General features: G+C 66.6%; 24 protein-coding genes, 1 other RNA gene and 1 riboswitch. Of the genes, 12 read left to right on the top strand and 13 right to left on the bottom strand.

Annotated elements, in window-relative coordinates; genetic code table 11:
* Positions 1–41: 41 nt before the first annotated feature.
* Complete coding sequence (gene panD / locus B9Z01_RS14895; protein WP_085484247.1) at positions 42–428, top strand: aspartate 1-decarboxylase; 387 nt, start codon at positions 42–44, stop codon at positions 426–428.
* Positions 429–567: 139 nt separating this feature from the next.
* On the opposite strand, the gene B9Z01_RS14890 is transcribed toward panD, so the two are convergent.
* Entirely contained in the window at positions 568–1206 is a 639-nt protein-coding gene (locus tag B9Z01_RS14890) for a ParA family protein (RefSeq protein WP_085484245.1), read from the bottom strand.
* A gap of 231 nt (positions 1207–1437) precedes the next feature.
* On the opposite strand from B9Z01_RS14890, the gene B9Z01_RS14885 reads away from it, so the two are divergent.
* Positions 1438–1857, top strand: a complete 420-nt coding sequence (locus tag B9Z01_RS14885; RefSeq protein ID WP_085484243.1) for a PaaI family thioesterase — start codon at positions 1438–1440, stop codon at positions 1855–1857.
* Positions 1858–1963: 106 nt separating this feature from the next.
* Here B9Z01_RS14885 and B9Z01_RS14880 read toward each other — a convergent pair whose 3' ends face one another.
* On the bottom strand, positions 1964–3460 hold the full coding sequence (locus B9Z01_RS14880) for a cobyric acid synthase (RefSeq protein ID WP_244196035.1): 1497 nt from the start codon (positions 3458–3460) through the stop codon (positions 1964–1966).
* A 181-nt stretch (positions 3461–3641) separates the two neighbouring features.
* Here B9Z01_RS14880 and cobU point away from each other — a divergent pair, with 181 nt between their 5' ends.
* From cobU to B9Z01_RS14865, 3 genes are all read left to right on the top strand, one after another.
* Positions 3642–4196 carry a bifunctional adenosylcobinamide kinase/adenosylcobinamide-phosphate guanylyltransferase gene (gene cobU / locus B9Z01_RS14875; RefSeq protein ID WP_085484777.1) on the top strand — a complete coding sequence of 185 codons (555 nt, stop codon included), beginning with the start codon at positions 3642–3644 and terminating at the stop codon, positions 4194–4196.
* Positions 4196–5131: a CobD/CbiB family cobalamin biosynthesis protein gene (locus tag B9Z01_RS14870; protein WP_085484241.1), complete on the top strand. Its 936-nt coding sequence runs from the start codon at positions 4196–4198 to the stop codon at positions 5129–5131. Before cobU ends, B9Z01_RS14870 begins: the two co-directional genes overlap by 1 nt.
* Positions 5132–5195: 64 nt before the next feature.
* The gene (locus B9Z01_RS14865) at positions 5196–6245 is read left to right on the top strand and encodes a cobalamin-binding protein (RefSeq protein WP_244196023.1); all 1050 of its coding nucleotides are present in this window, start codon (positions 5196–5198) and stop codon (positions 6243–6245) included.
* 54 nt (positions 6246–6299) lie between these two features.
* Here B9Z01_RS14865 and cobC read toward each other — a convergent pair whose 3' ends face one another.
* The 6 genes from cobC to B9Z01_RS14835 form a co-directional block, all read right to left on the bottom strand.
* Positions 6300–6914, bottom strand: a complete 615-nt coding sequence (gene cobC, locus B9Z01_RS14860) for an alpha-ribazole phosphatase family protein (protein WP_085484238.1) — start codon at positions 6912–6914, stop codon at positions 6300–6302.
* On the bottom strand, positions 6899–7675 hold the full coding sequence (locus B9Z01_RS14855; RefSeq protein WP_085484236.1) for an adenosylcobinamide-GDP ribazoletransferase: 777 nt from the start codon (positions 7673–7675) through the stop codon (positions 6899–6901). Before B9Z01_RS14855 ends, cobC begins: the two co-directional genes overlap by 16 nt.
* A gap of 1 nt (position 7676) precedes the next feature.
* Positions 7677–8738, bottom strand: coding sequence for a nicotinate-nucleotide--dimethylbenzimidazole phosphoribosyltransferase (gene cobT / locus B9Z01_RS14850; protein WP_085484773.1), 1062 nt, complete (start codon positions 8736–8738; stop codon positions 7677–7679).
* 61 nt (positions 8739–8799) lie between these two features.
* A complete protein-coding gene (locus B9Z01_RS14845; protein ID WP_085484234.1) occupies positions 8800–9678 on the bottom strand; it encodes an ABC transporter ATP-binding protein in 879 nt (292 codons plus the stop codon).
* Entirely contained in the window at positions 9675–10745 is a 1071-nt protein-coding gene (locus B9Z01_RS14840) for a FecCD family ABC transporter permease (protein ID WP_085484232.1), read from the bottom strand. Before B9Z01_RS14840 ends, B9Z01_RS14845 begins: the two co-directional genes overlap by 4 nt.
* Before the next feature lie 39 nt (positions 10746–10784).
* Positions 10785–12818: a TonB-dependent receptor domain-containing protein gene (locus B9Z01_RS14835; protein WP_085484230.1), complete on the bottom strand. Its 2034-nt coding sequence runs from the start codon at positions 12816–12818 to the stop codon at positions 10785–10787.
* A 91-nt stretch (positions 12819–12909) separates the two neighbouring features.
* A riboswitch (cobalamin riboswitch) is annotated at positions 12910–13169 on the bottom strand.
* A gap of 209 nt (positions 13170–13378) precedes the next feature.
* Between B9Z01_RS14835 and B9Z01_RS14830 the strand changes: the two genes are divergently transcribed.
* From B9Z01_RS14830 to B9Z01_RS14810, 5 genes are all read left to right on the top strand, one after another.
* Complete coding sequence (locus B9Z01_RS14830; protein ID WP_085484228.1) at positions 13379–13738, top strand: ATPase; 360 nt, start codon at positions 13379–13381, stop codon at positions 13736–13738.
* Positions 13735–14049: a cell division protein ZapA gene (locus tag B9Z01_RS14825; RefSeq protein ID WP_085484226.1), complete on the top strand. Its 315-nt coding sequence runs from the start codon at positions 13735–13737 to the stop codon at positions 14047–14049. The genes B9Z01_RS14830 and B9Z01_RS14825 overlap by 4 nt, the downstream gene beginning before the upstream one ends.
* Positions 14050–14232: 183 nt before the next feature.
* A non-coding RNA gene (gene ssrS / locus B9Z01_RS14820) (6S RNA) lies at positions 14233–14414 on the top strand.
* A gap of 145 nt (positions 14415–14559) precedes the next feature.
* Positions 14560–15018, top strand: coding sequence for an EVE domain-containing protein (locus B9Z01_RS14815; RefSeq protein WP_085484224.1), 459 nt, complete (start codon positions 14560–14562; stop codon positions 15016–15018).
* 166 nt (positions 15019–15184) lie between these two features.
* Positions 15185–15916: an SIMPL domain-containing protein gene (locus tag B9Z01_RS14810; protein WP_085484222.1), complete on the top strand. Its 732-nt coding sequence runs from the start codon at positions 15185–15187 to the stop codon at positions 15914–15916.
* A 209-nt stretch (positions 15917–16125) separates the two neighbouring features.
* On the opposite strand, the gene lgt is transcribed toward B9Z01_RS14810, so the two are convergent.
* Both lgt and B9Z01_RS14800 read right to left on the bottom strand, forming a co-directional pair.
* A complete protein-coding gene (gene lgt, locus B9Z01_RS14805; protein ID WP_085484220.1) occupies positions 16126–17031 on the bottom strand; it encodes a prolipoprotein diacylglyceryl transferase in 906 nt (301 codons plus the stop codon).
* A 225-nt stretch (positions 17032–17256) separates the two neighbouring features.
* On the bottom strand, positions 17257–18288 hold the full coding sequence (locus B9Z01_RS14800) for a LysR family transcriptional regulator (protein ID WP_085484218.1): 1032 nt from the start codon (positions 18286–18288) through the stop codon (positions 17257–17259).
* A gap of 234 nt (positions 18289–18522) precedes the next feature.
* Between B9Z01_RS14800 and ilvD the strand changes: the two genes are divergently transcribed.
* Both ilvD and B9Z01_RS14790 read left to right on the top strand, forming a co-directional pair.
* Positions 18523–20196, top strand: a complete 1674-nt coding sequence (ilvD, locus tag B9Z01_RS14795; RefSeq protein ID WP_085484216.1) for a dihydroxy-acid dehydratase — start codon at positions 18523–18525, stop codon at positions 20194–20196.
* 201 nt (positions 20197–20397) lie between these two features.
* On the top strand, positions 20398–20742 hold the full coding sequence (locus B9Z01_RS14790; protein ID WP_085484214.1) for a c-type cytochrome: 345 nt from the start codon (positions 20398–20400) through the stop codon (positions 20740–20742).
* Between the two features lie 115 nt (positions 20743–20857).
* Here the strand turns inward: B9Z01_RS14790 and B9Z01_RS14785 are convergent, their stop codons facing one another.
* The 3 genes from B9Z01_RS14785 to B9Z01_RS14775 form a co-directional block, all read right to left on the bottom strand.
* On the bottom strand, positions 20858–21724 hold the full coding sequence (locus B9Z01_RS14785; RefSeq protein WP_085484212.1) for a DUF2486 family protein: 867 nt from the start codon (positions 21722–21724) through the stop codon (positions 20858–20860).
* A 226-nt stretch (positions 21725–21950) separates the two neighbouring features.
* Positions 21951–22367 carry a DNA polymerase III subunit chi gene (locus B9Z01_RS14780; RefSeq protein WP_085484210.1) on the bottom strand — a complete coding sequence of 139 codons (417 nt, stop codon included), beginning with the start codon at positions 22365–22367 and terminating at the stop codon, positions 21951–21953.
* A 52-nt stretch (positions 22368–22419) separates the two neighbouring features.
* The gene (locus tag B9Z01_RS14775; protein WP_085484208.1) at positions 22420–23931 is read right to left on the bottom strand and encodes a leucyl aminopeptidase; all 1512 of its coding nucleotides are present in this window, start codon (positions 23929–23931) and stop codon (positions 22420–22422) included.
* Positions 23932–24041: the final 110 nt, after the last annotated feature.

Below are 24041 nucleotides of genomic sequence, written 5' to 3'. Positions count from 1 at the left end.
GCCGCAAGCGCGAGCGCCACTGAAGTCACACAGGATTGATCATGCAACGCAACATGCTGAAGTCGAAGATCCACCGCGCCGCGGTCACGCATTGCGAGCTGCACTACGAGGGCTCGTGCGCGATCGACGAAGATCTGCTCGAAGCGGCGAACATCGTCGAAAACGAGCGCATCGACATCTGGAACATCAACAACGGCGAGCGTTTCTCGACCTACGCGATCAAGGGCGAGCGCGGCAGCGGCATGATTTCGCTGAACGGCTCGGCCGCGCGGCGCGCGCAGCTGGGTGATCTGGTCATCATCGCGGCATTCGCGGTGGTCGACGAGGCTGAACTGAAGGCGGGCTGGAAGCCGGATCTCGTGTTCGTCGACGAAAACAACAAGATCAAGGGCAGCCGGGATCACGTGCCGACGCAGAGCTGGACCTGAGCGGCACGGTGATCGCTATTGACTCGCGGTGAGTCCCGCGAGTTGTTTTCTTCCGTTATTGCCGCGGGTCGCGGCCTAGTTTTCCCGGCCGTGCGTAGCTTTCCGGATCGTTTCCGCCCATTCCCCGTGCGCGGCCGCGTCACCCCTTCCTGCCCGTCCCGTTCGTCCACTCGACGATCGGCTGCCACTGTTCGAGATCCTTCTCCACGCGGCTTTTCGCGACATCCCACAGCGTCAGGCCGTGCGCCGCGAGCTGCACGTAGTTCTGCGTGTCACGCAAGAAGCCGAGCACCGGCAGCTTGAGCCCCTCGACGAAGCGATGCAACTGCTCGGCCGAGCGCGTGCGCGCATCGACACGCATGCCGACCACGCCGACCTCGATCGCGCCCTTTCTGACCGCCTTCTCTTTGGCGAGGCGTTCGAGAAATTCCTGGGTGGCGAGAATATCGAACATGGACGGCTGCAGCGGCACGATCACCTTGTCGGCGAGATCGAGCGCGATGCCGAGGCGATTGCCGTGCAGGCCGGCCGGCGTATCGATGACCGCGTGCTCGAGCCCCTTGGGCGGCTTGGCCGGCGTGTCGGTGTCGACTTCCCACGTCTCGATGGCCGGCAGCGTGTCGGGCCGCAACGCGAGCCACGCGTGCGCGGACTGCTGCTTGTCGAGATCGGCCAGCGCGACCCATTCGCCCGCCGCCGCGAAATAGCCGGCCAGATTGGTCGATAGCGTGCTCTTGCCCACGCCCCCCTTCGGATTCGCCACCACGATCACCGACATGAAATCTCCCGGAAAGAAGGCTGGCGCCGCCAGCCGGTTTGCCGCGCAATTGCTCCTGATCTGCTCTGACCCGCTCTGGCGAGTTCCGATCCGTACCCGATCCGTACCGTCTCCAGATCCACCCGCCTGTCCAGCCGTTGATAATATCGACAAATGCGGCGCGGCCGAAGCCCCCGAACGGCAAATCGGCCGCTTCATCTCGCCGTTTTTATCGACAAGGACCCGAATCTCATGAGCAAATTTCGCCCGGAATACACCGCCGAACGCCTGCACGAGCGCCAGAAGGGCAAGCTCCCCGCCTTGCTGGGCGTGCGCGTGGAGTCCGTGGAGCAGGACGTGCTGGTCGCCGAACTGACGGTGCGCGAGGAACTGCTCGCGCCGAACGGCTTCCTGCACGCGGCCACCGTGATCGGCCTCGCCGACACCGCCTGCGGCTACGCGTGCATCGCGCATCTTCCGGAGACCGCGCGCAATTTCACGACCATCGAGCTGAAAAGCAATTTTCTCGGCACGGCGACGCAGGGCACGATCCGCGCGGTCGCGAAAGGCGTGCACCTCGGGCGCAGCACGCAGGTCTGGGACGCGACCGTAACCGACGCGGACGGCAAGACGATCGCGCTGTTCCGCTGCACGCAGATGGTGTTGTACTGAGCGATAGGGGGTGTGGCGCGACGGCGAAATCACTGCGGGGCAGCGACGAAACAGCGCCGCCCGCATTGCCCCTCGTTCCTCGCCCCACCCCAACCGACGCCAACCCTCACCCCACCGCCGCGAACAACCTTCGCATATCCACATGCTCCGCGAGCGTATCGGCAAGGCGCTCCAGCGACGCCTCGCGTAGCGCCGCGTAATCGATCTCCCCGGCGTCGCTCAACCCCGCCCATGCGAGCAGCGCCGCGCACGCGGCCGGCGTGTCGAACAGCCCATGCACGTAGGTGGCGAGAATCTGCCCGTCGGCGGACAAGGCGCCATCGGGACGCGCTCGGCCCGCGCTCCCGCTCTCGTCTGCACTGCCTGCCCCCTGCGCACTGTCGAGCCATGACGCGGGCGCATCGAGCGCCGCCCCGCTCGTCTCGCCCATATGAATCTCATAGCCCGCGACTTCCGGCGCACCGGGCAGCGCGAGGCGCCCCCTCACGTTCCTGAGCGTCTTGTCGCGCGTGAGCACCGTCGAATAATCGAGCCAGCCGAGCCCCGCAAACGTGCCCGCCGCGCCCTCCACACCGTGCGGATCGGCGATTTCGCGGCCGAGCATCTGCATGCCGCCGCAAACGCCGATCACGCGTCCGCCGTAGCGCAGATGCCGCGCGAGCACGGCGTCCCAGCCCTGTGCGCGCAAAAACGCGAGGTCGCCCGGCACGTTCTTCGAGCCGGGCAGAATAATCAGGTCGGCGGGCGGCGGCACGGTGCCGCTGCGCACGTAGTGGAAGTCGACCTGCGGATGCGCGCGCAAGGCGTCGAAATCGGTGTGATTGCTGATGTGCGGCAGCACCGGCACGACCACGCGCAGCATGCGCGCCGCGTCGCCGCTGCCCGCCGCGCGCAGCTCGGGCGGCAGCATGTCTTCGGCGTCGAGCGTGAGGCCGTGCAGATACGGCACGACGCCGAGCACCGGCTTGCCGGTCCGCGCTTCGAGCCAGTCGAGGCCGGGTTCGAGCAGACTCACGTCGCCGCGAAAGCGGTTGATGATGAAGCCGCGCACGCGCGCCTGCTCGCTCGCCGACAGGCACGCGAGCGTGCCTGTCAGATGCGCGAACACGCCGCCGCGATCGATGTCGGCGACGAGCACGACCGGGCAATCGACCGCTTCCGCGAAACCCATGTTGGCGATGTCGCGCTCGCGCAGATTGATCTCGGCCGGACTGCCCGCGCCCTCGACGAAAATCGTGTCGTACGACGCGCGCAGCCGCGCATACGACTCCAGCACCGCCTCGAACGCGACCGGCTTGTAGTCGTGATACGCGCGCGCATCGAGATTCATGCGCGCCTTGCCGTGGATGATGACCTGCGCGCCGCAATCGCTGGTCGGCTTGAGCAGCACCGGGTTCAGGTCGGTGTGCGCGGCGATGCCCGCGGCGAGCGCCTGCAGCGCCTGGGCGCGGCCGATCTCGCCGCCGTCGACCGTCACCGCGCTGTTCAACGCCATGTTCTGCGGCTTGAACGGCGCAACCCGTGCGCCGGCACGGCGCGCAAGGCGGCACAGGCCGGCCACGAGCGTGCTCTTGCCCGCGTCGGACGTGGTGCCCTGGATCATCAGCGTGCCGCGCGGCACGGGCAAAGCGTCAGCGGGAGTCGTCGGAGTTCGGGTCACGGATGCGATCGGATCGGAATGAGCGGTGAGTGCGATGCCGCACGCGTCGAGCGCGGCGGCCGTGCAAACGCGCGGGCATTATCCCACCGCGCCGGCTGTCACCGCCCGCCGGTACAATCACGCGATGATTCCCCGCGACCTCACTTTCGTTCTCGGCGGCGCCCGCTCGGGCAAGAGCGCGCACGCCGAACGGCTCGCCAGCGAAAGCGCCCTGCCCGTTACCTACATCGCGACCGCCCGCGTGACCGGCGACGCCGAATTCAGCGCGCGCATCGCGCATCATCGCGCGCGGCGGCCCGCGCACTGGGGCCTCGTCGAAGCGGACGACGACCTCGCCGGCGCCATCGCGCAGCACGACGCGCCCGGCCATTGCCTGCTGATCGACTGCCTGACGCTGTGGCTCGCGAACCTGTTGTGTCCCGCCGACGGCGACGCGCCGCCGCTCGCTCACTATCACGCGCGCACCGCCGCGCTCGAAGCGGCGCTCGGCGATGCGCACGGCAAGATCATCGTGGTCAGCAACGAGATCGGCCTGGGCGTCGTGCCGCTCGGCGCGGCTACGCGTCTATACGTCGATGAACTCGGGCGCCTCAATCAGCGCATCGCGGCGTTGAGCAGCACGGCCACGCTGATGGTCGCGGGCCTGCCGCTCGCTTTAAAAACCACGGGCCGCACGTGATGCTGACGTTTCCTCTGATCGCGACGCTCGCCACCGCCGGCGTGGCCGTCGACCGCTGGTTTGGCGAGCCGCGCGGCGCGCATCCGCTCGCCGGCTTCGGCAACTGGGCCGCGCGCATCGAGGCGCGCTTCAACCACGGCCGGCGCCTGCGCATGAAGGGGCTGCTCGCGTGGGCGCTGGCCGTGCTGCCGCCGGTGCTGATCGCGTGGTGGCTCGCCGCCGTGCTGCCGTTTTTCGCGGCTTGCGCGCTACATGTCGCGCTGCTGTGGTTCGCGCTCGGCGCGAAGAGCCTGCGCGATCACATCGTGCCGATCGCGCGTGCGCTCGGCGCACACGATCTCGCCACGGCGCGTCTGTTGACCGCGAGGGTCGTGTCGCGCGACACCACGCAGTCCGACGAAGCCGCGCTCGCCCGCGCGGCCGTCGAATCGGCGCTCGAGAACGGCAACGACGCGATCTTCGGCGCGCTGTTCTGGTTCGCGATCGCGGGCGGTCCGGGCGCGCTCGGCTTTCGCCTCGCCAACACGCTCGACGCGATGTGGGGCTATCGCACGCCGCGCTATCTGCGCTTCGGCTGGGCCGCGGCCCGCATCGACGACCTGCTCAACTGGATCCCCGCGCGCCTGACCGCCGCGAGCTACGCGCTGCTCGGCGACACGCTGACCGCATGGCGCTGCTGGCGTGAACAGGCGTCGCGCTGGGACAGCCCCAATGCGGGCCCGGTGATGGCGGCGGGCGCGGGCAGCCTGAACGTGCTGATCGGCGGGGCGGCGGTTTATCACGGGGCACTCGAACAACGTCCAACGCTCGGCTTCGGGCACCCCGCCGAGGCGCGCGACGTGGGCGCCGCGCTGATGCTGGTCGAGCGCGCACTGATTCTGTGGCTGGCCGCGCTGATCGTGCTGGCCTTGTTGAGCGTGCCGTTTCATGGCTGAGCGAATCGGCGAACCTCAGTGCAAGCGGACGGACGCGCGAATCGATGAGCGCAGGGATGAGCGCATGAGCGCCCCGATGCAATCCCGCCCGAGCGCGGCAGCGGGACCGGTCGCGCTCGGCGGCAACCTCCACGAAGCGGCGACGCGCTACGTCATTCCGTCCGGCTTCGGCTTCGGCTTCGGCGTCTTTTCCAGCTTCTTCCCCCGCGTCACGTCCCGCCTCTTCGCCGCCGCATCGCTTTCCCTTACCGCGCTGGCCGCGCACGCGGCGATCACCGTCACCGACGATAGCGGCGCGACCGTTACGCTGCCCGCTCCCGCGCAGCGCGTCATCAGCCTCGCGCCGAACGTCACCGAGTTGCTGTACGCCGCGGGCGGCGGCGCGAAGATGGTCGGCGCGGTGTCGTACAGCGACTATCCGCCCGAGGCGAAGCAGTTGCCGCGTGTCGGCGACAACAAGTCGCTCGACCTCGAGCGTATCGTCGCGCTGAAGCCCGATCTGGTCGTCGTGTGGCGGCATGGCAATGCCGAGCGTCAGATCGACCGGCTGCGCGAGCTGCACATCCCGCTCTTTTTCAGCGAGCCGCGCCGTCTCGACGACGTGGCCGTGGCGCTGACGAAGCTCGGTCAATTGCTCGGCACGTCGCCCACGGCCAATACGGCAGCGGCCGCGTATCGCGACGACATCGCGCGTTTGCGCGCGCGGTACGCGAGCCGGCCGACCGTGAGCGTGTTCTACCAGGTCTGGGACAAACCGTTGATGACGCTCAACGGCGAGCACATGGTCAGCGACGTGATCGCGCTGTGCGGCGGGCGTAACGTATTCGCGGGATTGCAGCCGCTCGTGCCGACCGTCTCGACCGAAGCAGTGCTCGCGGCGAACCCGGAAGCCATCGTCACCGCCGCGCCCGGCGCCACGCCACCCGACACGACGCTGCCGCAACTCGACACGTGGCGCGCGTGGCCGGGCCTTGCCGCCGTCGCGAACGACAACCTGTTCGCGATCGACGGCGATCTCATCACCCGCGCGGCGCCGCGCATCGCGCAAGGTGCGCGGCAGTTATGCGAGGATCTCGACCTCGCGCGCTCGCGCAGGAAAACGCGCGCGCCGTGAAACCAGCGAGGCACCGCCGCGCTCGTCATGTGCTCGTCCTGCGCTCGCCCCTCTTCACGCATTCCAGCGCACCAGCGACCATTGCTGCGTTTCGTCGTTGCGCCGCAGCCAGACAAGTCCCGTCATATCGAGCGACCAGTGCAGACAACGCGCAAGCGGCACGTCCAGCACTCGCGACGCAATCGCCCGTATCACGCCCGCATGCGTGACGACATACGCGGGCGAGCACTCGGATGACCGCTCGGGCGACCGCTCGCGCGTCTGCGTGAACGCATCGAACCACGCGTGCACGCGCGCGGCGAACTGCGCGACGCTCTCGCCGCCATGCGCGCGCGCATATTCGAAATGGGCGGCCCAGTCGTCGAGCTGCGCGCGATCGATCGCGTCCCAGCGATGCAACTCCCAGGCGCCGAAATTCATTTCCTTCAGACGCTCGTCATGGCTGAGCACACAGCCGAACTCGTTCGCGAGTTTCAGTGCAAGCGCCGCGCAGCGCGTGAGCGGGCTCGAGATCAGCACGCGCGGGGCCGGCACCTGCAAGGTCGCAAGCTTCAGCGCGAGTGCGCCCGACGACACCTCGGCGCTTTCGGCCAGCGCGACATCGCTGTCGCCGTAGCACACCCCCGGATCGAGCGCGACAGCAGGATGACGAATCAGGACGAGATCCACGCGAGCCCCACGAGGTAGATGCTCAATTCGAAAATCTGCTGTGCGAAGCCGAGGCAATCGCCGGTATAGCCGCCAATGCGCCTCACGAAATAACGGCCCATCGCGAAGCGCAACACGAGCAGCACGGCGCACGTCAGCGCGGCGAAGCGCCAGTCCGGCGCACCGGGGCCGCCCGGCCACAGCAGCCACGGCAAACCGAACAGCGCGGCGCAAAGCAGCGCGGGACCGCTCAGGCGCTGCGCGACCGGCTTCGCCTTGCCCGTGGTGCGCACATAGTCGAGCGTCGCCAGATAGCTGATCGCCCACGCGCGGCTCGCGCCGTGCGCCGCAATCATCAGGCAGGCCGCGCGCAACGGCGGCAACGCCGCGAGCGTTTGCCACTTCAATGCGAGTGCGATCACGAGCGCGATCGCGCCGAATGCGCCGATGCGCGAATCGTGCATGATGCTCAGCACGTCCTCGCGCGTATAGCCGCCGCCGAATGCATCGACGCAATCGGCGAGACCGTCTTCGTGAAATGCGCCCGTCATGAGGAGCGACGCGGCCATCGACAGCAGCACCGCGACGCCCGCCGGAAACGCGCGCAGCGCGGCAAGATAGACGAGCGCGCTCGATGCGCCGATCAACACGCCGACCAGCGGAAAATAGCGCGCCGCCGCGTTCAGATAATGCGGCTCGTAGCCGACCCAGCGCGGCACGGGCACGCGCGTGAAGTAACCGAGCGCCGTGAAGAAGTAGCGCAATTCCGCGAGCGGATTCATATCACGCGTCGCGATCCGCGACGCCGGCCGAGTCGAAGCTCGCCATCTCGTTGACGAAGGCCGTCGCCGCGCGCAACAGCGGCACCGCGAGCGCCGCGCCCGTGCCCTCACCGAGCCGCATGTCGAGCGACAGCAGCGGCTGCGCGCCGAAATGATCGAGCATGCGCCGGTGCCCCGCTTCGTTCGACGCATGCGCGAACACGCAGTACTCGCGCACGTCGGGCGAGAACGCATCGGCGACGAGCAGCGCCGAGGTCGCGATGAAGCCGTCGACCAGAATCGTCATGCGCGCTTCGGCGGCCGCGAGATAGGCGCCCGCCATCATCGCGATCTCGAAGCCGCCGAACGTCGCGAGCACGTCGAGCGGCGCTTGTGTCTGCGCGTGATGCGCGAGCGCCGCCGAGAGCACGTTGCGCTTTCGCGCGAGCCCCGCGTTGTCGAGACCCGTGCCGCGCCCCACGCATTCGTCGATCGGCACGCTGCACAAGCGGCTCATCAGACACGCGGCCGACGACGTATTCGCAATCCCCATCTCGCCGAAGCCGATCACGTTGGTGCCGAGCGCCGCGTGATGACGCACGCGCGCCGCGCCCGCCTGCAGCGCGGCCAGCGCTTCGGCTCGCGTCATCGCCGGTTCGTGCGCGAAGTTGCGCGTGCCGCGTGCAACCGGAATGTCGACGAGCCCTTGCGCCGACGGCAACGGCGTCGCGATGCCCGCGTTGACCACTTCGAGTTCGAGGCCCGCCACGCGGCTCAACGCGTTGATCGCGGCGCCGCCCGCGAGGAAGTTGGCGACCATCTGCGCGGTCACCGCTTGCGGGTACGGGCTCACGCCTTCGGCGGCAATGCCGTGATCGCCAGCGAAAACGATCATCGCGGGACGCGCGACCGTTGGATGCGTGCTGCGCTGGATCAGACCCATCTGCCGCGCCAGCGCTTCCAGGCGGCCGAGGCTGCCGGGCGGCTTGGTCCGCGTATCGATGATGTGTTGCAGCTCGGCGCGCAGCGTCTGATCGAGCGGGTCGACCTCGGGCAAACCGGCGGGGCGTGGAAAGCGAGTCATAAGTGTGAGCGGGAAACGGAAAACGGAAAGCGTGAATGTCGGGATGATCGGAATGAAAAGGTCAGCCTGACGCGATGTCATGACCGGCAGGCGATTCGTGACGCGAACGCGGCGCGGGTATCAGCGCCTCGTGTTCGCCGTCGCGAATCAGAATCAACGGATAGCCGAACGCGCGGCTTGCCAACGCGGGCGTGAGCACGTCGCGCACCGGGCCGGCGTACGCGCCGCCCTCGCCGTCGAGCAGCAACGCGTGCGTCGCGAAACGGCGCGCGAGGTTCAGATCGTGGCACGAAAACAGCACACTACGCAGCACACTGCGCAGCGCACTGCGGCGTGATTCGCGCACCCATGCAACGAGCGCTTCGAGGCAGTCGATCTGATGATGCAAGTCGAGATGCGACAGTGGTTCGTCGAGCAGCAGAAGCGGTGCGTCCTGACACAGCACCGCGGCCAGCGCGACACGCTGGCGCTCGCCGCCCGATAACGACAGCACGTCGCGCGCGGCGAATTGCGCGAGGCCGAGCCGTTCGAGCGCGGCATGCGCGGCCGCGCGATCCGCGTCGCGCTCCCAGCCCCAGCCGCCCAGATGCGGGAAGCGGTTCAGCATCACGATGTCGAGAACGCTCGCGCTGAACGCGTCGTTGGCGCCTTGCGGCATCAATGCGCGGCGCCGGGCGAGCGGCAAGGGCTGCCAGTCGGCGAGACGCAGGCCGTCGAGTTCGACGTGTCCCGCCGACGCGTGCCGCAGCCCCGCGAGCGTCGAGAGCAGCGTCGTCTTGCCCGCGCCGTTCGGCCCGGCGACGCACCAGATTTCGCCCGCATAAAACGTGTGCGTGAACGCGTCGAGCAGCGCGCGCGCGCCAGCCTGCAACGTCAGGCGCTGCACGCTCAGAACGGCAGCGGATGCCGGGGAGTGGACGTGGGCGTGAGCGCGCATCATCGGCGTCTCTTCAGCAGCATCCACAGAAACACCGGCACGCCGACGAGCGACGTAATCACGCCGACCGGCAATTGCGCCGGCGCGATCACGGTGCGCGCGACCAGGTCCGCGCCCATCACCGCGACACCGCCGCCCAGCGCGGCGGCCGGCAGCAGCATGCGCTGATCGTTGCCGAACGCGAGCCGCAGCATATGCGGCACCACGAGGCCGACGAAGCCGATCGTGCCCGCCGTCGTCACCGCCGCGGCGGCCGCGAGCGAGGCCACCAGATACACGCGCAAGCGCAACGGCATCACCGCGACGCCGAGCGCCTGCGCGGCCGCGTCGCCACGCAACAACACGTTCAGGCGCGGCGCGGCCGGCACGATCGCGAGTAGCGCAAGCGCGAGCGCGGCGAGCGCGGTCCAGGGCAGCGCGCCGCCGTTGAGGTCGCCGGTCAGCCAGAACAGCATGCCGCGCAAGCGGCTGTCGGGCGCGAGATTGAGCAGCAGCGTAATCAGCGCGCCCCAGCCCGCCGCGATTACCGCGCCGGTCAGGAGCAACCGCGGCGACGTGTCCTGCGGCTCGCCGCGCCACAACTCGCGCCGCGCGAGGCCGAGCACGAGCAGGATCGATACGAAGGCGCCCGCGAACGCGCTCGCGTCGACGATCCACCACGCGCCGCCCGCGATCATCGCAACCAGCGCGAACGTCGCCGCGCCGCCCGATACGCCGAGCACATACGGCTCGGCCAGCGGATTGCGCAGCAGCACCTGCAGGAGCGCGCCCGCGAGCGCGAGCAGCGCGCCGCATGCGAAGCCCGCCACCGCGCGCGGCAAACGCAAGGTGCGCACGATTTCGCCGGCGAGATCGTTGGTGCCCGCGGGCGCACCGTGCCACGCGTGCAGCGGCGCGAGCGCGGCCAGCACGCGCGATGGTGCGAGCGGCACACTGCCGAGCGCAAGCGACGCGACGAGCACCGCCAATGCGGCGATCGCGAGCCCGAGCCAGATCGCGGCCGCGCGCTTCGCGCTCATCGTGCGCACGGCCTGGCCGGCAGCGGGCAGCGAACCCGGCGCGCGGTTCATCCGCGTGCGCTCACGCGTTGGCCGAACCGGGCGCGTGCGTCACTGCTGCTGCCAGCCGAGCGTGACATACGCGCCGCGCCGCGGTGAGTTATACGAGTAGACCGTTTCATAGTCCTTGTTCAACAGATTCTCGATTTGCGCGCTCACGTACCACGCTTTCGTGATGTTGTAGCGTGCCGACAGATTCACGATGCCGTAGCCGCCCAGATTGCCGGTGCTGTCCACACGCGGGCCGCTCACGATCCACTCGCCGCCCACGCGCCATCCGCCGATGCTGCGATTGATCGCGAGCGAGCCGAACTGGCGCGCGCGCCGCACGAGGTCGGTATCGCTGTCCAGGTCGACGGGATTTTGCAGCGTCACCGACGCGCGCACATCCGTCTTGCCGACATGACCGCTCCACGATCCTTCGAGCCCCTGCACCTTCGCATGGCCGACGTTCTCGGCCAAAAAGATGCCGGGGATCGTCTGCACGTAGTTGATCAGATTCGTATAACGCGTCTGGAACGCGCTCACACGCATCACGCCGAGCATGTCCGACGCGTACTGCAAGCCGGCTTCGACCGAATGACTGCGCTCGGGTTTGATCGACGGATTGCCGCTCAGCGGATAGTACAGATCGTCGAAACTCGGCGCGCGGAACGCATCCGAATAACTTGCGGTTGCCTTCCAGTGCGACGTGATGTCAAAACCGTAGCCGAGATAGTAACTGTTCGCTCCGCCGAAATCGGAGTACTGGTCGCGCCGCACGTTGGCCTGAATCTGGTTGCGGCCGAAACGCGCAGTGTAGCCCGCGAACACCGAATTCACGTGACGGTCGGGCGCGGCGAACGTATCGGAGTCGAGGCTCTGGTCGAGATGCTCGTAGCCGAGCTGCAGCTTCTGGTTCGCGGCGAGCGCGAAATCGTTCTGCCACGTGTACTGGCGATTATCGGTATCGAAGCGGCCGTTGTAGATGCCGTTGGTGTTCGACACGCTGCGGTCGTCGCCCTCGGCGACCGTGAAGTGCGTGGTCCACCAGTCGGTCAGCTTGCCGTTCGCGAACACCGACACCTGACGCACCTTGCTATAGAGGTTGTTCAGATCGGTCGGCTCGCCATACGCATTGTCGTAGCTGTTGTTGCCGTTCGACTGGAAATAGGTCACGCCCGCGTCCCACTTGTCGTTGAACTTGTGGCGCAGCGACGCCGAGATGCTCTCGTTCAGATTGCCGTTCGCGTTCGGATTCGCGCCCGGCGCCTCGATCGGATTGAGCGACGAGAAGCCGTCGGTCTTCGTGCGCGCGAGCGAGATGCTGAAGGTCGTGCGGCCGTCCTGATCGAGCGCGCCATTCACGCCCGCCGTTTGCGTCTGCGTGTGATAGCTGCCGTAGCCCACCGAAAAATAGAAGCGCGGCGGATGATCGCCGCCGTCTTTCGTGAACACCTGCACGACGCCGCCGATCGCGCCCGAGCCATACAACGCGGACACGTTGCCGTTCACCACTTCGACGCGATCGATCTGGTCGAGCGGAATCTGCGCGAGCTGCGCGGAGCCGAGGCTCACCGAATCGACGCGCACGCCGTCGATCAGGAGCAGCGATTGCGTCGACGACGCGCCGCGCAGGAAGAGGCTCGCCGTCGAACCAGGGCCACCCGTACGCGAGATTTGCGCACCGGGCGCTAGTTGCAGCAGGCCGGGCAGATCGGTCGCGGTGGTGTCGGCGATGTCCTGCTGATCGAACAGCGTGGTCGCGGGAATCGCGTCGGCGAGCGCTTGCGGCCCGCGTTCCGCGGTCACGACCACCGGCGAGAGCACCGTGGCCGGTGTATTCGCGGCGGCATTCGCAGCTGCGGCAGGAGAAGCGGCCGCGGCAGGCGAAGCGGAGGACGAAGCCGATGGCGACGACGATGACGAAGCGGACGACGATGACGAAGCGGACGACGATGGCGATGACGAAGCATCGGCCGGCACGGAAGACGCGGACGACGGCGCGGAAAACGGCGCAGCCGCGGGCTCGTCGGTCTGCGCATGCACGACGAGCGGCAGGCCCGCAAAAGCGAGCAGCGCCGCGCGAGCGAAGGGGGACAGCATGGGATGACATTCCTGTGGATAGCGTGCGCGGCCTGCTTCCCCGCGGGCCGACGCGTAACGAGGCGCCCACGATGTTTAACGTTTTCGCGGGGGACGTCCTCTCCCTCTGGCCGGTATCCGGGCTGCGACACATCGGTCCCGCCTTCCCACGCGTAACGCGCAGTGGCAAACTCGCAAGTTGAACCTCGAACCTGCGATCAGGACCGACCTGCATGACGACATGCGGTCGCTTACCGTTGCGGGGGCAGCGCAGGTTCGCGCGACGGTTGCTGAGCACCGCGCGCGTCCTGCTTCCCGTTTAACTACGCGCACTGAAAAGCGCGCGCGGGCACCAGAGTGCCGCAAGTTTAGGAGCGGCCTCGCCGAGCGTCAAGAAAGGTCAATCCGTGCACGAGCGGTTCCGTTGGATGCAGGTTATTGTCCGATCCGCAAACGTTTTTTCATCTTATGGTCCGGAAAAAAGCTTGCACGAAGCGATGTTGTTACGTCTCGATACGAGACAATTATCGGAACCTGCAATATTCCGCGCTAAAATGCGATGTCTTTAGAGGACGCTGCACATGCTCACCGAACTCGAATCACTCTCCCAGAATATCGGCAAACTGATTGCGATCAGTCAGCGCCACAACGATGCGCGGCTCGCGCTCGAAGAGCAGCTCGCGCAGGCGCGTGCCGACGTAGAAGCCACGCGCGCGGAACTCGCGCAGTTGCGCGAGGAGCGCGACACCCTGGAGGCGGAGCGCGATACGCTGTCCGCCAAGATCGACGACGCTCAGGTGCGCCTGAATGCGATTCTCGAGAAATTGCCGCGCGCACGCGCGAGCAGCGAACCGGATAACCAGCTCGATCTGCTCGAATCCGCTCAGCCCGAAACCGGCGAAGCAGAAAGCGACGTGAGCCGCCACGGAGAAAACGCATGACCACCAAGCAGATCGAAGTATCGATTCTCGACGTGCCCTATCGACTCGCCTGCTCGCCGGAAACCGAAGGCGCGCTGCGCGAGGCGGTCGCTCGCGTCGACGCCGAAATGAAGAAGATCCGCAACGGCAGCAACGTGCGCGGCACGGACCGCATTGCAGTCATGGCGGCGCTGTCGCTGGCATCGGAACTGCTTAAGCTGCAGGACAGCGTGCGACACGGAGAAGCATTTCCCGCTGAAGAAATCCGGCGTACAATGCAGCAAATGAACGAACAGCTGGGCACTGTGATTCAGCAGTACAGCTTGCAGTAAGTAGCAGCTGGCCGGTCTGGAACCGGTCGTGAATTCAACGAAGTGGCTTCAAACGCGGTGTTTTTGAGTCATGTTCGTGTGCGCTTGCATTATTTGTGGCATTGCTTGTGAAGCGCATGAACAGATCGCGGCAAGCGTTTGAGTTCTTTCGTTAAAGTTGATTGTTGTAGCTTCATCGGTTTAGCTTCCCTGCCTGGTTCGCCAAGGTCATACATTCCTTGAACCAATGCCATGTGCACGGTTGCGGAAATTTGTAGCACGGGCGTGCGCGTCACTCTGTCTGATGTACCCGAAGTGTTGCTAACTGCGACCAATTCTGAACCCTCGGTTCAGGATGCCGGCCTAGCGGCTAAGGCGGGGATCTTATCTGGAACGGCATCGGGCTTCGGTTCGATGCCGTTTTTCTTTGGAGTGTCGTTTTCAGTTGCCGTTTTCAGGCGTTTTTTTGCGCGCTTTCCTGCACACGCCGGTTCTTGCGCGTCGTTCAAACCTTAACGTTCAATTCGATTCATGCGCTACTGGCTAATGAAGTCCGAACCGGACGAAGCAAGCATCGACGACCTCGCCAACGCACCGCATCGCACCTTGCCGTGGACCGGCGTGCGTAATTATCAGGCGCGCAATTTCATGCGCGACATCATGCAGGTCGGCGACGGGGTGCTCTTCTATCATTCGAGCTGCCCAGAGCCGGGCATTGCGGGCATCGCGCAAGTATCGTCCACCGCCTATCCGGACCCCACCCAGTTCGACAACCAGAGTCCGTACTACGACGCGAAGTCGTCGCAGGAAACGCCGCGCTGGATGCTTGTCGACGTCGTGTTCAAAAAGAAGATTCCGCTGATTCCGCTTGCCGCGCTGCGCGAGCACGCGGAGTTGCAGGACATGCGCGTGCTCGCCAAGGGCAACCGTCTGTCGATCACGCCGGTAACAGAAGCCGAATGGCGGTTCATCACCAAACGGCTTGTTTGAACGGCGGATCGCGCAAGCCCGACAACCCGTACAACGACGGCTCGGCAATCCACTCCAACCCGATCCGAAACCGCAATCCCCGTTCACCGGCGAACTCGCCAACACCGCGCCGCAAGACGGCGCTCGCGTCAAACGTGCACAACCTGTTCAAACAAGGAGTTCAGCAATGACGAAAAAAACCGCACGTGCACTCGCACTCGCTCTCGCCTGCACCGCGCCTGCCGCGCTCGCGCTGATGCCAACCGTCGCGCGCGCGCAGGGCGTCATGCAGTCGCAGCCTGCGGGCGTCCTGTCGCTCAATGCCCAGGCAAGCGCGGAAATTCCGCAGGACGTCGTCGAAATCACGATGTTTTACGAGCAGCAAGCGAGCGATCCATCCTCGCTCACGGAGACGCTGAACCAGCGCGCCGACGCCGCGCTGCAGAAAGCGCGCGGTGTGAGCGGCGTGACGGCGCGTACGGGCTCGTTCTCGATCTTCCCGTCGACGGATCGCGACGGGCACATTTCGGCGTGGCGCGGGCGCACGGAAGTCGTGCTCGAATCGCGCGACTTCGGCGCGGCGTCGAAGCTCGCGGGGCAGATGGCATCGATCATGCAGGTCGGCAACGTGCGTTTCTCGCTGTCACCGGAAGCGCAGCGCGCCGCCGAGCAGCGGCTCACCGGCGAGGCGATCAAATCGTTCCGCGAGCAGGCGGCTTCGTCGGCGCAGGCGTTTGGCTTTAGCGGCTATTCGATCCGCGAAGTCAACGTGAATCACAGCGGCGTCATGCCGCGTCCGATGATGATGATGAGCGCGCGTGCAATGGGCGCCGACGCGAAGGGCATGGCGCCGATGTCGCTCGAAGGCGGCACGTCGACGGTGACGGTCAACGTATCGGGCTCGGTGCAGATGAAGTAACGCGCGGCGCTGGCCGCGCTACAACGCTGCACGCTGGCTGCGAAACTGCAAGGCGACACGCGGCTGCCGATACGCAGACAGCGCGCAAACGGAAAACGCCGCGGCATGAATTTCATGCCGCGGCGTTTTTCATTGAAGACTCGCTACGCCGATCGCCACGATGCCCCAGGGCAAACCGTGGCGGCCGGCTCAACAGATCGACGACTCTCTCAGTTCGCGCTCACCGCCTGCGCCGTTTCACGGCGCCCACGGCGATACGCCCACACCATCAGGCCGATGCCCGCGAGAATCATCGGCAGCGACAGCCACTGGCCCATCGACAAGCCCATCGCGAGCAGGCCAAGGAAATCGTCCGGCTCACGCGCGAATTCGACCGTGAAGCGTGCGAGACCATAACCGATCAGGAACATCGCGGAGATCGCGCCGAGCGGCTTCGGCTTGCGCGAGAAGAAGATCAGCACGAAAAACAGCACAACGCCTTCGAGCGCGATCTCATACAGCTCCGACGGATGCCGCGGCAGCATGTGATATTGCGCGAACACTTCGTTCAGATGCCATTGCGCGGCCTGTTGCGGATGCGCGGCGAGCCACGCGGCGTCGTCGGGCGCGGCGCCCGGGAACAGCATCGCCCACGGCGCGGACGGATCCGTCACGCGCCCCCACAGCTCGCCGTTGATGAAGTTGCCGAGACGCCCTGCCGCAAGCCCCGTGGGCACCATCGGCGCGACGAAGTCGGTCACCTGCAGCCACGAACGCTTGCGCTGATACGCGAACAGGATCATCGCGAGCGTCACGCCGAGAAAGCCGCCGTGAAACGACATGCCGCCTTCCCACACCTTGAAGATGTCGAGCGGGTGCGCGAAATAGAAGCTCGCCTTGTAGAACAGCACGTAGCCGAGCCGGCCGCCGAAGATTGTGCCCAGCACGCCGTAGAACAGCATGTCGTCGATATCCTTCGCGCTCCAGCCTTGCGCGGCGACGTACGGCAAACGCAGCCGCAACCGGCCGACGACGATAGCCGCGACGAACGCGACGAGGTACATCAGGCCATACCAGCGCACGGCGAGCGGCCCCAGATGAATGGCGACGGGGTCGAAATTGGGGTGAATGAGCATCGTGTAGTTATGGGCAGTTCAGGTTCAGAAGCGTTTTACAGCAGTGATTGACGGCAGTGATTGACGGCAGTGGTTGACGGCAATGGTTCGACGGCAGCGGTTCGACGGCGTAGCCGGCAACCGCTTGCCACGTTCCCCACAAGCGGACGAACGGCGAGCGGACCGCGCCCGCGACGGCATGCATTGGACGGCGCCGCGCGCGCGGCGTTCACCGCGGCGCCACCGCTAGACGCGCGGCGCAACGGTCGCGGCATGGGCGCGCACGATCTCGATGAAGCCCGCCAGCACCGGGCTCACCTCGTCCGTACGCCAGACGAGACCCGTCTCGATCGCGGGCACCGACTCGGACAGCGGCCGGTACACGACCCCGGTGCGGCGCAGGTTACGCAACGATTGCGGCACCAGTGCGACGCCCATGCCGGCCGACACGAGGCTCACGATAGTCTGCATCTGGATCGCCTCCTGGCCGATTCGGGGAGCGATGCCCGCGACGCCGTAGCAATCCATAATGATGTCATAAAAGCCCGGCGCGAGACGTCTTGGGAAGATCACGAGCGGCGCGTCGGCGAGATCGCGCAGGCTGACCGGCGTGTCGAGCCATTCGGCGCGGGGGTCGGCCTGCGGACCGGTGATGCGGGCGCAGTCCGCCGCGCCGTCAGTGCCGTCAGTCCCATCAGCGCCGCCAGCGCCGCCAGCGCCCTGCACGCGCGCCGCCATCTCCGTCGACATCGCGATCACGAGCGGCTCGCGCGCGAGCGGCAGCCACGACAGTTGCGTGGCGTAACGCGAGGGCAGCGGCGCGATCACGAGGCCGGCGTCGATGCGCCCAGCCGCCAGTTCCTCGACCTGCACGTCGCTCGTGGCCTCGGTCAGTTCGAGCCGCACGCGCGGATGGCGCACGCCGAAATCGCGCAGCAGCAGCGGCAGCAGGCCGTAATCCGCGGTGGAAACGAACGCGAGCGACAGCACGCCCGCCTCGCCGCGCGCGAGGCTCTGCGCGAGCGGACGCAGCCCTTCCGCGGCCGCGAGCAGGCGCTGCACCTCGGGCAGCAGATCGGCGCCAACCGCCGTCAACTCGACCGAACGCTTGGTGCGCGCGAACAGCGCGACGCCGAGCGTTTCCTCGAGCGCGCGGATGGCCTGTGAGAGCGGCGGCTGTGTCATCGACAGACGCACGGCCGCGCGGCCGAAATGCCTTTCTTCGGCGACGGTGACGAAGTAGCGCAACTGGCGCAGGTCGGGAATCGTCGGCAGCATGATTAATACGTTTTACGACCTAAACAGGCGTCAATAATACACGGGACGCGCGTCGCGCAAAACCGCCCGCCTGCTCCAACGCGGCGGAACTACACTGAACGGATGCGCCGGCGAGCCCTGCCGGCGCATGCACCACCGCACTGACCCAATACAGCGACCCAACCCAGGCATCGGCCGCACCGGCGCACCGCCCGCGCGGCACGGATCACGCACAGAACAGACCGGAGCTTCCCCATGGCATACAACCGTCGTTCAAAAAACATCACGCAAGGCGTCGCGCGCTCGCCGAACCGCTCGATGTACTACGCGCTCGGCTATCAGAAAGAAGATTTCGACAAGCCGATGATCGGCATCGCCAACGGCCATTCGACGATCACGCCGTGCAACGCCGGCCTGCAGCGTCTCGCCGATGCGGCCGTCACCGCGATCAAACACGCCGACGCGAACCCGCAGATCTTCGGCACGCCGACGATCTCGGACGGCATGTCGATGGGCACCGAGGGCATGAAGTATTCGCTCGTGTCGCGCGAAGTGATCGCCGATTGCATCGAGACCTGCGTGCAGGGCCAGTGGATGGACGGCGTGGTCGTGATCGGCGGCTGCGACAAGAACATGCCGGGCGGCATGATCGGTCTCGCGCGCATGAATGTGCCGGGCATCTACGTGTACGGCGGCACGATCCGGCCCGGCAACTGGAAGGGCACCGACCTGACCATCGTGTCGTCGTTCGAGGCGGTCGGCGAATTCACGGCGGGGCGCATGTCGCAGGAAGACTTCGAAGGGATCGAGCGCAACGCGTGCCCGTCCACCGGTTCGTGCGGCGGCATGTACACGGCCAACACGATGAGTTCGTCGTTCGAGGCGCTCGGCATGTCGCTGCTCTATTCGTCGACGATGGCGAACCCCGACCAGGAAAAGGTCGACTCGGCGGCCGAATCGGCGCGCGTGCTCGTCGAAGCGGTCAGGCAGGACCTGAAGCCGCGCGACATCATCACGAAGAGGTCGATCGAAAACGCCGTTGCGCTCATCATGGCGACGGGCGGCTCGACCAATGCGGTGCTGCACTATCTCGCGATCGCGCATGCGGCCGAGGTCGAATGGACGATCGAGGACTTCGAGCGCATGCGCAAGAAAGTGCCGGTGATCTGCAATCTGAAGCCATCGGGGCAGTACGTCGCCACCGACCTGCACAAGGCGGGCGGCATTCCGCAAGTGCTCAGAATCCTGCTCGACGCGGGCCTCCTGCACGGCGATTGCATGACCATCACCGGCAGAACCCTCGCTGAAGAACTGAAGGACGTGCCGGGCAAGCCGCGTAGCGATCAGCAGGTGATCTTCCCAATCGAGAAAGCGCTGTACAAGGAAGGCCACCTCGCGATCCTCAAGGGCAATCTCGCCGTCGACGGCGCGGTCGCCAAGATCACGGGTCTCAAGAATCCGGTCATCACCGGGCCGGCGCGCGTGTTCGACGACGAGCAGAGCGCGCTCGAAGCGATCCTCGCCGACAGGATCGTCGCCGGCGACGTCGTGGTGCTGCGCTATCTCGGTCCGAAGGGCGGCCCCGGCATGCCGGAGATGCTGGCGCCGACCTCGGCGATCATCGGCAAGGGGCTCGGCGAATCGGTCGGCCTCATTACCGACGGCCGCTTCTCGGGCGGCACGTGGGGCATGGTGGTCGGCCACGTCGCGCCGGAAGCGTTCGCCGGCGGCACGATCGCGCTCGTGCAGGAAGGCGATTCGATCACGATCGACGCGCACAAGCTGCTGCTGCAACTGAACGTCGACGACGCCGAACTGCAGCGCCGCCGCGCCGCCTGGCAGGCGCCCAAGCCGCGTTACACGCGCGGCGTGATGGCGAAGTATTTCGCGCTCGCGCAGCCCGCGAACCGGGGAGCGGTGACGGGGTGACAGGGGCCAGGCGCTGATGGCAGGCCGCACGCAGAGCACGCGTGCGGTCCGCTGCGCAAGGCCGCACAAGACAGGGCCGACTCTCCGCACCGCTACGCACCTCTACGCACAAACGCAAAGGGGCGCACGAAAAACCGTGCGCCCCTTTGCTCTTATAATGCGTGCACCACGAGCCGGGCACCTGCATCGGCGGAGACCAAAATGAAATCGATGTCGTATGCAGCCGTAGCAGCCGCTGTTGCACTGGGCGTCATATTGAGCACCGCCAGTCCTGCTGCGCATGCGGAGGCCGCCACCGGCCTCGCGCTTGCGCAGCAGAAGAACTGCATGAGCTGCCACTCGGTCACGCGCAGCTTCATGGGTCCGTCACTGCACGACGTCGCGATAAAGTATGCCGGACACGAGGACGCCGCGACGTATCTGAAGCACAAGATTCTGGATGGCAGCAGCGGCGTATGGGGATCGGTGCCGATGCCCGCGAACACGCAGCTCACGCCCGATCAGGCGGCCCTGCTCGCGACCTGGGTGCTGACGCTCAAACAATGAACATCCGATAAGACCCGTGCCTCGCTGAAGGGAAGGTGTCCACACGCGGTGCCGGCCTGCACGGCACCGCTCTGAACACCGCCTCAGCGCCTGGTTCTTACGTCGCTCCGTAGCATCACGCGCGGCCCGAGCGCCGCCCAAGCTCTTCTTCCACGGCTTCGCGCACCCAGCTGGTCATTTCGGCTTCGAGCGTCTGCGCGACTTCGCGCGTGATCTGGCTGACGAGCAGACTCGTGTGCTGCTGCAACGCATCGCGGCAGCGCGCTTCGATGATGCCGCGCCCCTCGCCCGATAAAAAGCCCGCGAAACGTCCGCGCAGACGTTCGGCGATCACCTCGGTGTCGAGTTGAGGCTCCGCCGGAGCGGCTTGATGCGCAGCGTCATGACCGGCTTCGTGCCCGGCTTCGTACCCGATATCGGGCGGCACGATCGTGCCGGCTTCGAGCGGCGGCGGCGGTTCGATGCGGCCGAACACGCCCGGCGAGACCTCCATTTCGTCATGCGCCCCATCGTGCGCATGGCGCACATGCACACCATGATGCGGGCGCACACGTTTTTTCGCGTGAGTGTGATCGGCCACATGCGGCTGATGCAGCTCGACCTGCGCGGTGGACACCGGCTCGCCCGGATGCGCGGCCGGCGATGCGGCCGGGGGCTCCGCGGCGGCCGTGGGTTCGTGCGCGTGCAAGGCCTCGGGCGCGGGCACCGGGGCCGCCGAGGCCGGTTGTTCAGGCGTGGGCACGGGCGTGGGCACGGGCTCGGGCTCGGGCTCGGGCGCCAGCGTCGGTTCGGCCTGAGGCGCCGGCGGCGGCACGAACGCGGGCTCGGTGCGAAACACGGGCTCGCGCGGTGTTGCGGGTTCAGAGGCCGGCTGGGCGGCCGGCGCGGCGGCCTCGCCCGGCGCCTTGCGTGTCTGCGGTGCGTGGCCCTGCACGAGAACCTCGTTCAGGACCGGAATCGAATTGTCATTGGGATCGGACACGCGTGCTCTCCGTGTTTGAGTCGAAGCAGAAGCAGGCCGCCTGCATGCCGCGTTCATCGGCAGCTCTCGTGAGCCGCCGGCGGCAACGCTGTGCGGCACAATGGACCGTTATGGACATGGCGAACGCCGCGCGTGCCGCTCGGGGAACGCAAAAGAGGCGCATAAGGAACGCACGAGCGACCCGGAAGCGGCTCACGCCACGCACGCAAAGCGGACAGGATGAAACCTAGCTGCCTTGCTTGTAGTTGTTCAAAGCATAGCCGCGATCGCGATAGAAGCGATAGCGCTCGCGCCCGGCGATAAGCTCGTCGTGTGCGTTACCGACCACTTCGAGCAATCTTTCGAAGCGCGCGAACTGCGCCGGCACCGTCGCGCCGAGATTGAGCAGCACCTGGTGATGCGGCAGATCGTCGAGATTCGCGGCCAGCACGACAGGTGTGTGGGCAGCAAGCGGCGTGCCCGCCATGCAGTGCGGCACGAAGTCGAGCGGTGAGAAGGTCCACAGCTTTTCGTCGAAAGCCCGCAGACGCGCGGGCTCGCCCAGCACGACGAGCGGCTGGCTCGCCTGATACGCCTTGCGCGCGAGCCGGCAGGCGTACAGCAGCGAATCGCCGACGTTCGAATGAAAGTCGATTCTCGTCATCGGCCGCTCCGCCGCGCTTGCCGCGTGCCGCCCACGCGCTTACTGCAATGCGTCATTGCGCGGCGCGGTCGATCAGGAACTGCGCGAGCAGCGGCACCGGACGGCCGGTTGCGCCCTTCGCCGCGCCGCTCTTCCACGCGGTGCCCGCGATGTCCAGATGCGCCCACGGATACGCGTCGGTGAAGCGCGACAGGAAGCACGCGGCCGTCACGCTGCCGGCCGGACGTCCGCCGATGTTCGCGACGTCCGCGAAGTTCGACTTGAGCTGATCCTGATACTCGTCGTCGAGCGGCAGGCGCCATGCCGGGTCGGCGGCTTCGCGCGACGCGTCGAGCAGCTCGCCCGCGAGCGCGTCGTCTTTCGAGAACAGGCCGCTGTTGTGATGGCCGAGCGCGATGATGCACGCGCCCGTGAGCGTGGCGATGTCGATTACCGCGGCCGGCTTGAAGCGCTCCGCGTAGGTGAGCGCGTCGCACAGAATGAGACGGCCTTCGGCGTCGGTGTTGAGCACCTCGATCGTGAGGCCCTTCATGCTCGTGACGATGTCGCCCGGCTTCGTGGCCGTGCCCGACGGCATGTTCTCGACCGCCGGAATGATGCCGACCACGTTGAGCTTCAGGCCCATTTCGGCGACCGCGCGCAGCGTGCCGAGCACCGAGCCCGCGCCGCACATGTCGTACTTCATCTCATCCATGCCCTCGCCCGGCTTGAGCGAGATGCCGCCCGTGTCGAACGTGACACCCTTGCCGACCAGCACCACCGGCGCGGCCTTCGCGCCGCCGCCCTGGTACTGCAGCACGATGAACTGCGCCGGTTCGACCGCGCCGGCCGTGACCGACAGGAACGAGCCCATCTTGAGCGCCTCGCACTGCTTCTCGCCGAGCACTTCGACCTTGAGCTTCCAGTCCTTGGCGAGCTTTTTCGCGGTACCGGCGAGGTAGCTCGGCGTGCAGACGTTGCTCGGCAGATTGCCGAGGTCGCGCGTGAGGTCCATGCCGTTGGCGAGCGCGGCGCCCTGCTTCGCGGCGAGCTTGGCCGCCTTCTCATCACCGGTGTTGACGCTGATGACGATGCGCTTGAGCGCGCGCGGCGCGTTGTCCGGCTTGCTCTTCATCTGCGTGAAGCGGTAGGTCAGCTCGCGCAGCGCGAGGATCGCGGCGCGCACGCACCAGTCGGTCGTGCGTTCGAGCACCGGCAATTGCGCGAGCGTGAACGTGACCTGCACGATCTTCGTGCCGAGCAGCGCGCGCCAGGCTGCGCGCACCGCTTCACCGTAGGCTTTCTGGCTGAAAGCGTCCTGTTTGCCGAGGCCGACGAGCAGCACTCGCGATGCGCCGATGCCCGACACTTCGTGCAGGAACAGCGTCGTGCCCGCCTTGCCGTCCATGTCGCCGGCCTTGATGATGCGCGTGAGCAGGCCTCTCGTGGCCTCGTCGACCTCCAGCGCCGCACCCGACAGCGTTTGCGACTCGAACACGCCGATTACGATGCAGTCGGATTTCCCGGTCACGAAACCGTTCGTCGAGCCTTTGGTCCAATCACAGGCTTTTATGCTAAAGTCCATCGCGCTTGTCCTCGGATAAAATCTGGGCTTAGGATGAAAGCCGCAATTATCCGCTATTTTTCCCGCGGCGGCTGCACCGGAGGCGTGACGGGATCGAACCCGCGCGTCGC

Origin of the sequence: Paraburkholderia susongensis (assembly GCF_900177725.1) — a bacterium.
Classification (GTDB): domain Bacteria; phylum Pseudomonadota; class Gammaproteobacteria; order Burkholderiales; family Burkholderiaceae; genus Paraburkholderia; species Paraburkholderia susongensis.
The sequence above is the reverse complement of the archived record's forward strand: the minus strand, read 5'-3'. Positions and strand labels throughout refer to the sequence as shown.

Excerpts from the sequence above, each read along its gene's own strand:
- panD (WP_085484247.1), top strand. The coding sequence starts at position 42 with ATGCAACGCAACATGCTGAAGTCGAAGATCCACCGCGCCGCGGTCACG.
- B9Z01_RS14890 (WP_085484245.1), bottom strand. The coding sequence starts at position 1,206 with ATGTCGGTGATCGTGGTGGCGAATCCGAAGGGGGGCGTGGGCAAGAGC.
- B9Z01_RS14885 (WP_085484243.1), top strand. The coding sequence starts at position 1,438 with ATGAGCAAATTTCGCCCGGAATACACCGCCGAACGCCTGCACGAGCGC.
- B9Z01_RS14880 (WP_244196035.1), bottom strand. The coding sequence starts at position 3,460 with ATGATCCAGGGCACCACGTCCGACGCGGGCAAGAGCACGCTCGTGGCC.
- cobU (WP_085484777.1), top strand. The coding sequence starts at position 3,642 with ATGATTCCCCGCGACCTCACTTTCGTTCTCGGCGGCGCCCGCTCGGGC.
- B9Z01_RS14870 (WP_085484241.1), top strand. The coding sequence starts at position 4,196 with ATGCTGACGTTTCCTCTGATCGCGACGCTCGCCACCGCCGGCGTGGCC.
- B9Z01_RS14865 (WP_244196023.1), top strand. The coding sequence starts at position 5,196 with ATGAGCGCCCCGATGCAATCCCGCCCGAGCGCGGCAGCGGGACCGGTC.
- B9Z01_RS14855 (WP_085484236.1), bottom strand. The coding sequence starts at position 7,675 with ATGAATCCGCTCGCGGAATTGCGCTACTTCTTCACGGCGCTCGGTTAC.
- cobT (WP_085484773.1), bottom strand. The coding sequence starts at position 8,738 with ATGACTCGCTTTCCACGCCCCGCCGGTTTGCCCGAGGTCGACCCGCTC.
- B9Z01_RS14845 (WP_085484234.1), bottom strand. The coding sequence starts at position 9,678 with ATGATGCGCGCTCACGCCCACGTCCACTCCCCGGCATCCGCTGCCGTT.
- B9Z01_RS14840 (WP_085484232.1), bottom strand. The coding sequence starts at position 10,745 with ATGAACCGCGCGCCGGGTTCGCTGCCCGCTGCCGGCCAGGCCGTGCGC.
- B9Z01_RS14835 (WP_085484230.1), bottom strand. The coding sequence starts at position 12,818 with ATGCTGTCCCCCTTCGCTCGCGCGGCGCTGCTCGCTTTTGCGGGCCTG.
- B9Z01_RS14830 (WP_085484228.1), top strand. The coding sequence starts at position 13,379 with ATGCTCACCGAACTCGAATCACTCTCCCAGAATATCGGCAAACTGATT.
- B9Z01_RS14825 (WP_085484226.1), top strand. The coding sequence starts at position 13,735 with ATGACCACCAAGCAGATCGAAGTATCGATTCTCGACGTGCCCTATCGA.
- B9Z01_RS14815 (WP_085484224.1), top strand. The coding sequence starts at position 14,560 with ATGCGCTACTGGCTAATGAAGTCCGAACCGGACGAAGCAAGCATCGAC.
- B9Z01_RS14810 (WP_085484222.1), top strand. The coding sequence starts at position 15,185 with ATGACGAAAAAAACCGCACGTGCACTCGCACTCGCTCTCGCCTGCACC.
- lgt (WP_085484220.1), bottom strand. The coding sequence starts at position 17,031 with ATGCTCATTCACCCCAATTTCGACCCCGTCGCCATTCATCTGGGGCCG.
- B9Z01_RS14800 (WP_085484218.1), bottom strand. The coding sequence starts at position 18,288 with ATGCTGCCGACGATTCCCGACCTGCGCCAGTTGCGCTACTTCGTCACC.
- ilvD (WP_085484216.1), top strand. The coding sequence starts at position 18,523 with ATGGCATACAACCGTCGTTCAAAAAACATCACGCAAGGCGTCGCGCGC.
- B9Z01_RS14790 (WP_085484214.1), top strand. The coding sequence starts at position 20,398 with ATGAAATCGATGTCGTATGCAGCCGTAGCAGCCGCTGTTGCACTGGGC.
- B9Z01_RS14780 (WP_085484210.1), bottom strand. The coding sequence starts at position 22,367 with ATGACGAGAATCGACTTTCATTCGAACGTCGGCGATTCGCTGCTGTAC.
- B9Z01_RS14775 (WP_085484208.1), bottom strand. The coding sequence starts at position 23,931 with ATGGACTTTAGCATAAAAGCCTGTGATTGGACCAAAGGCTCGACGAAC.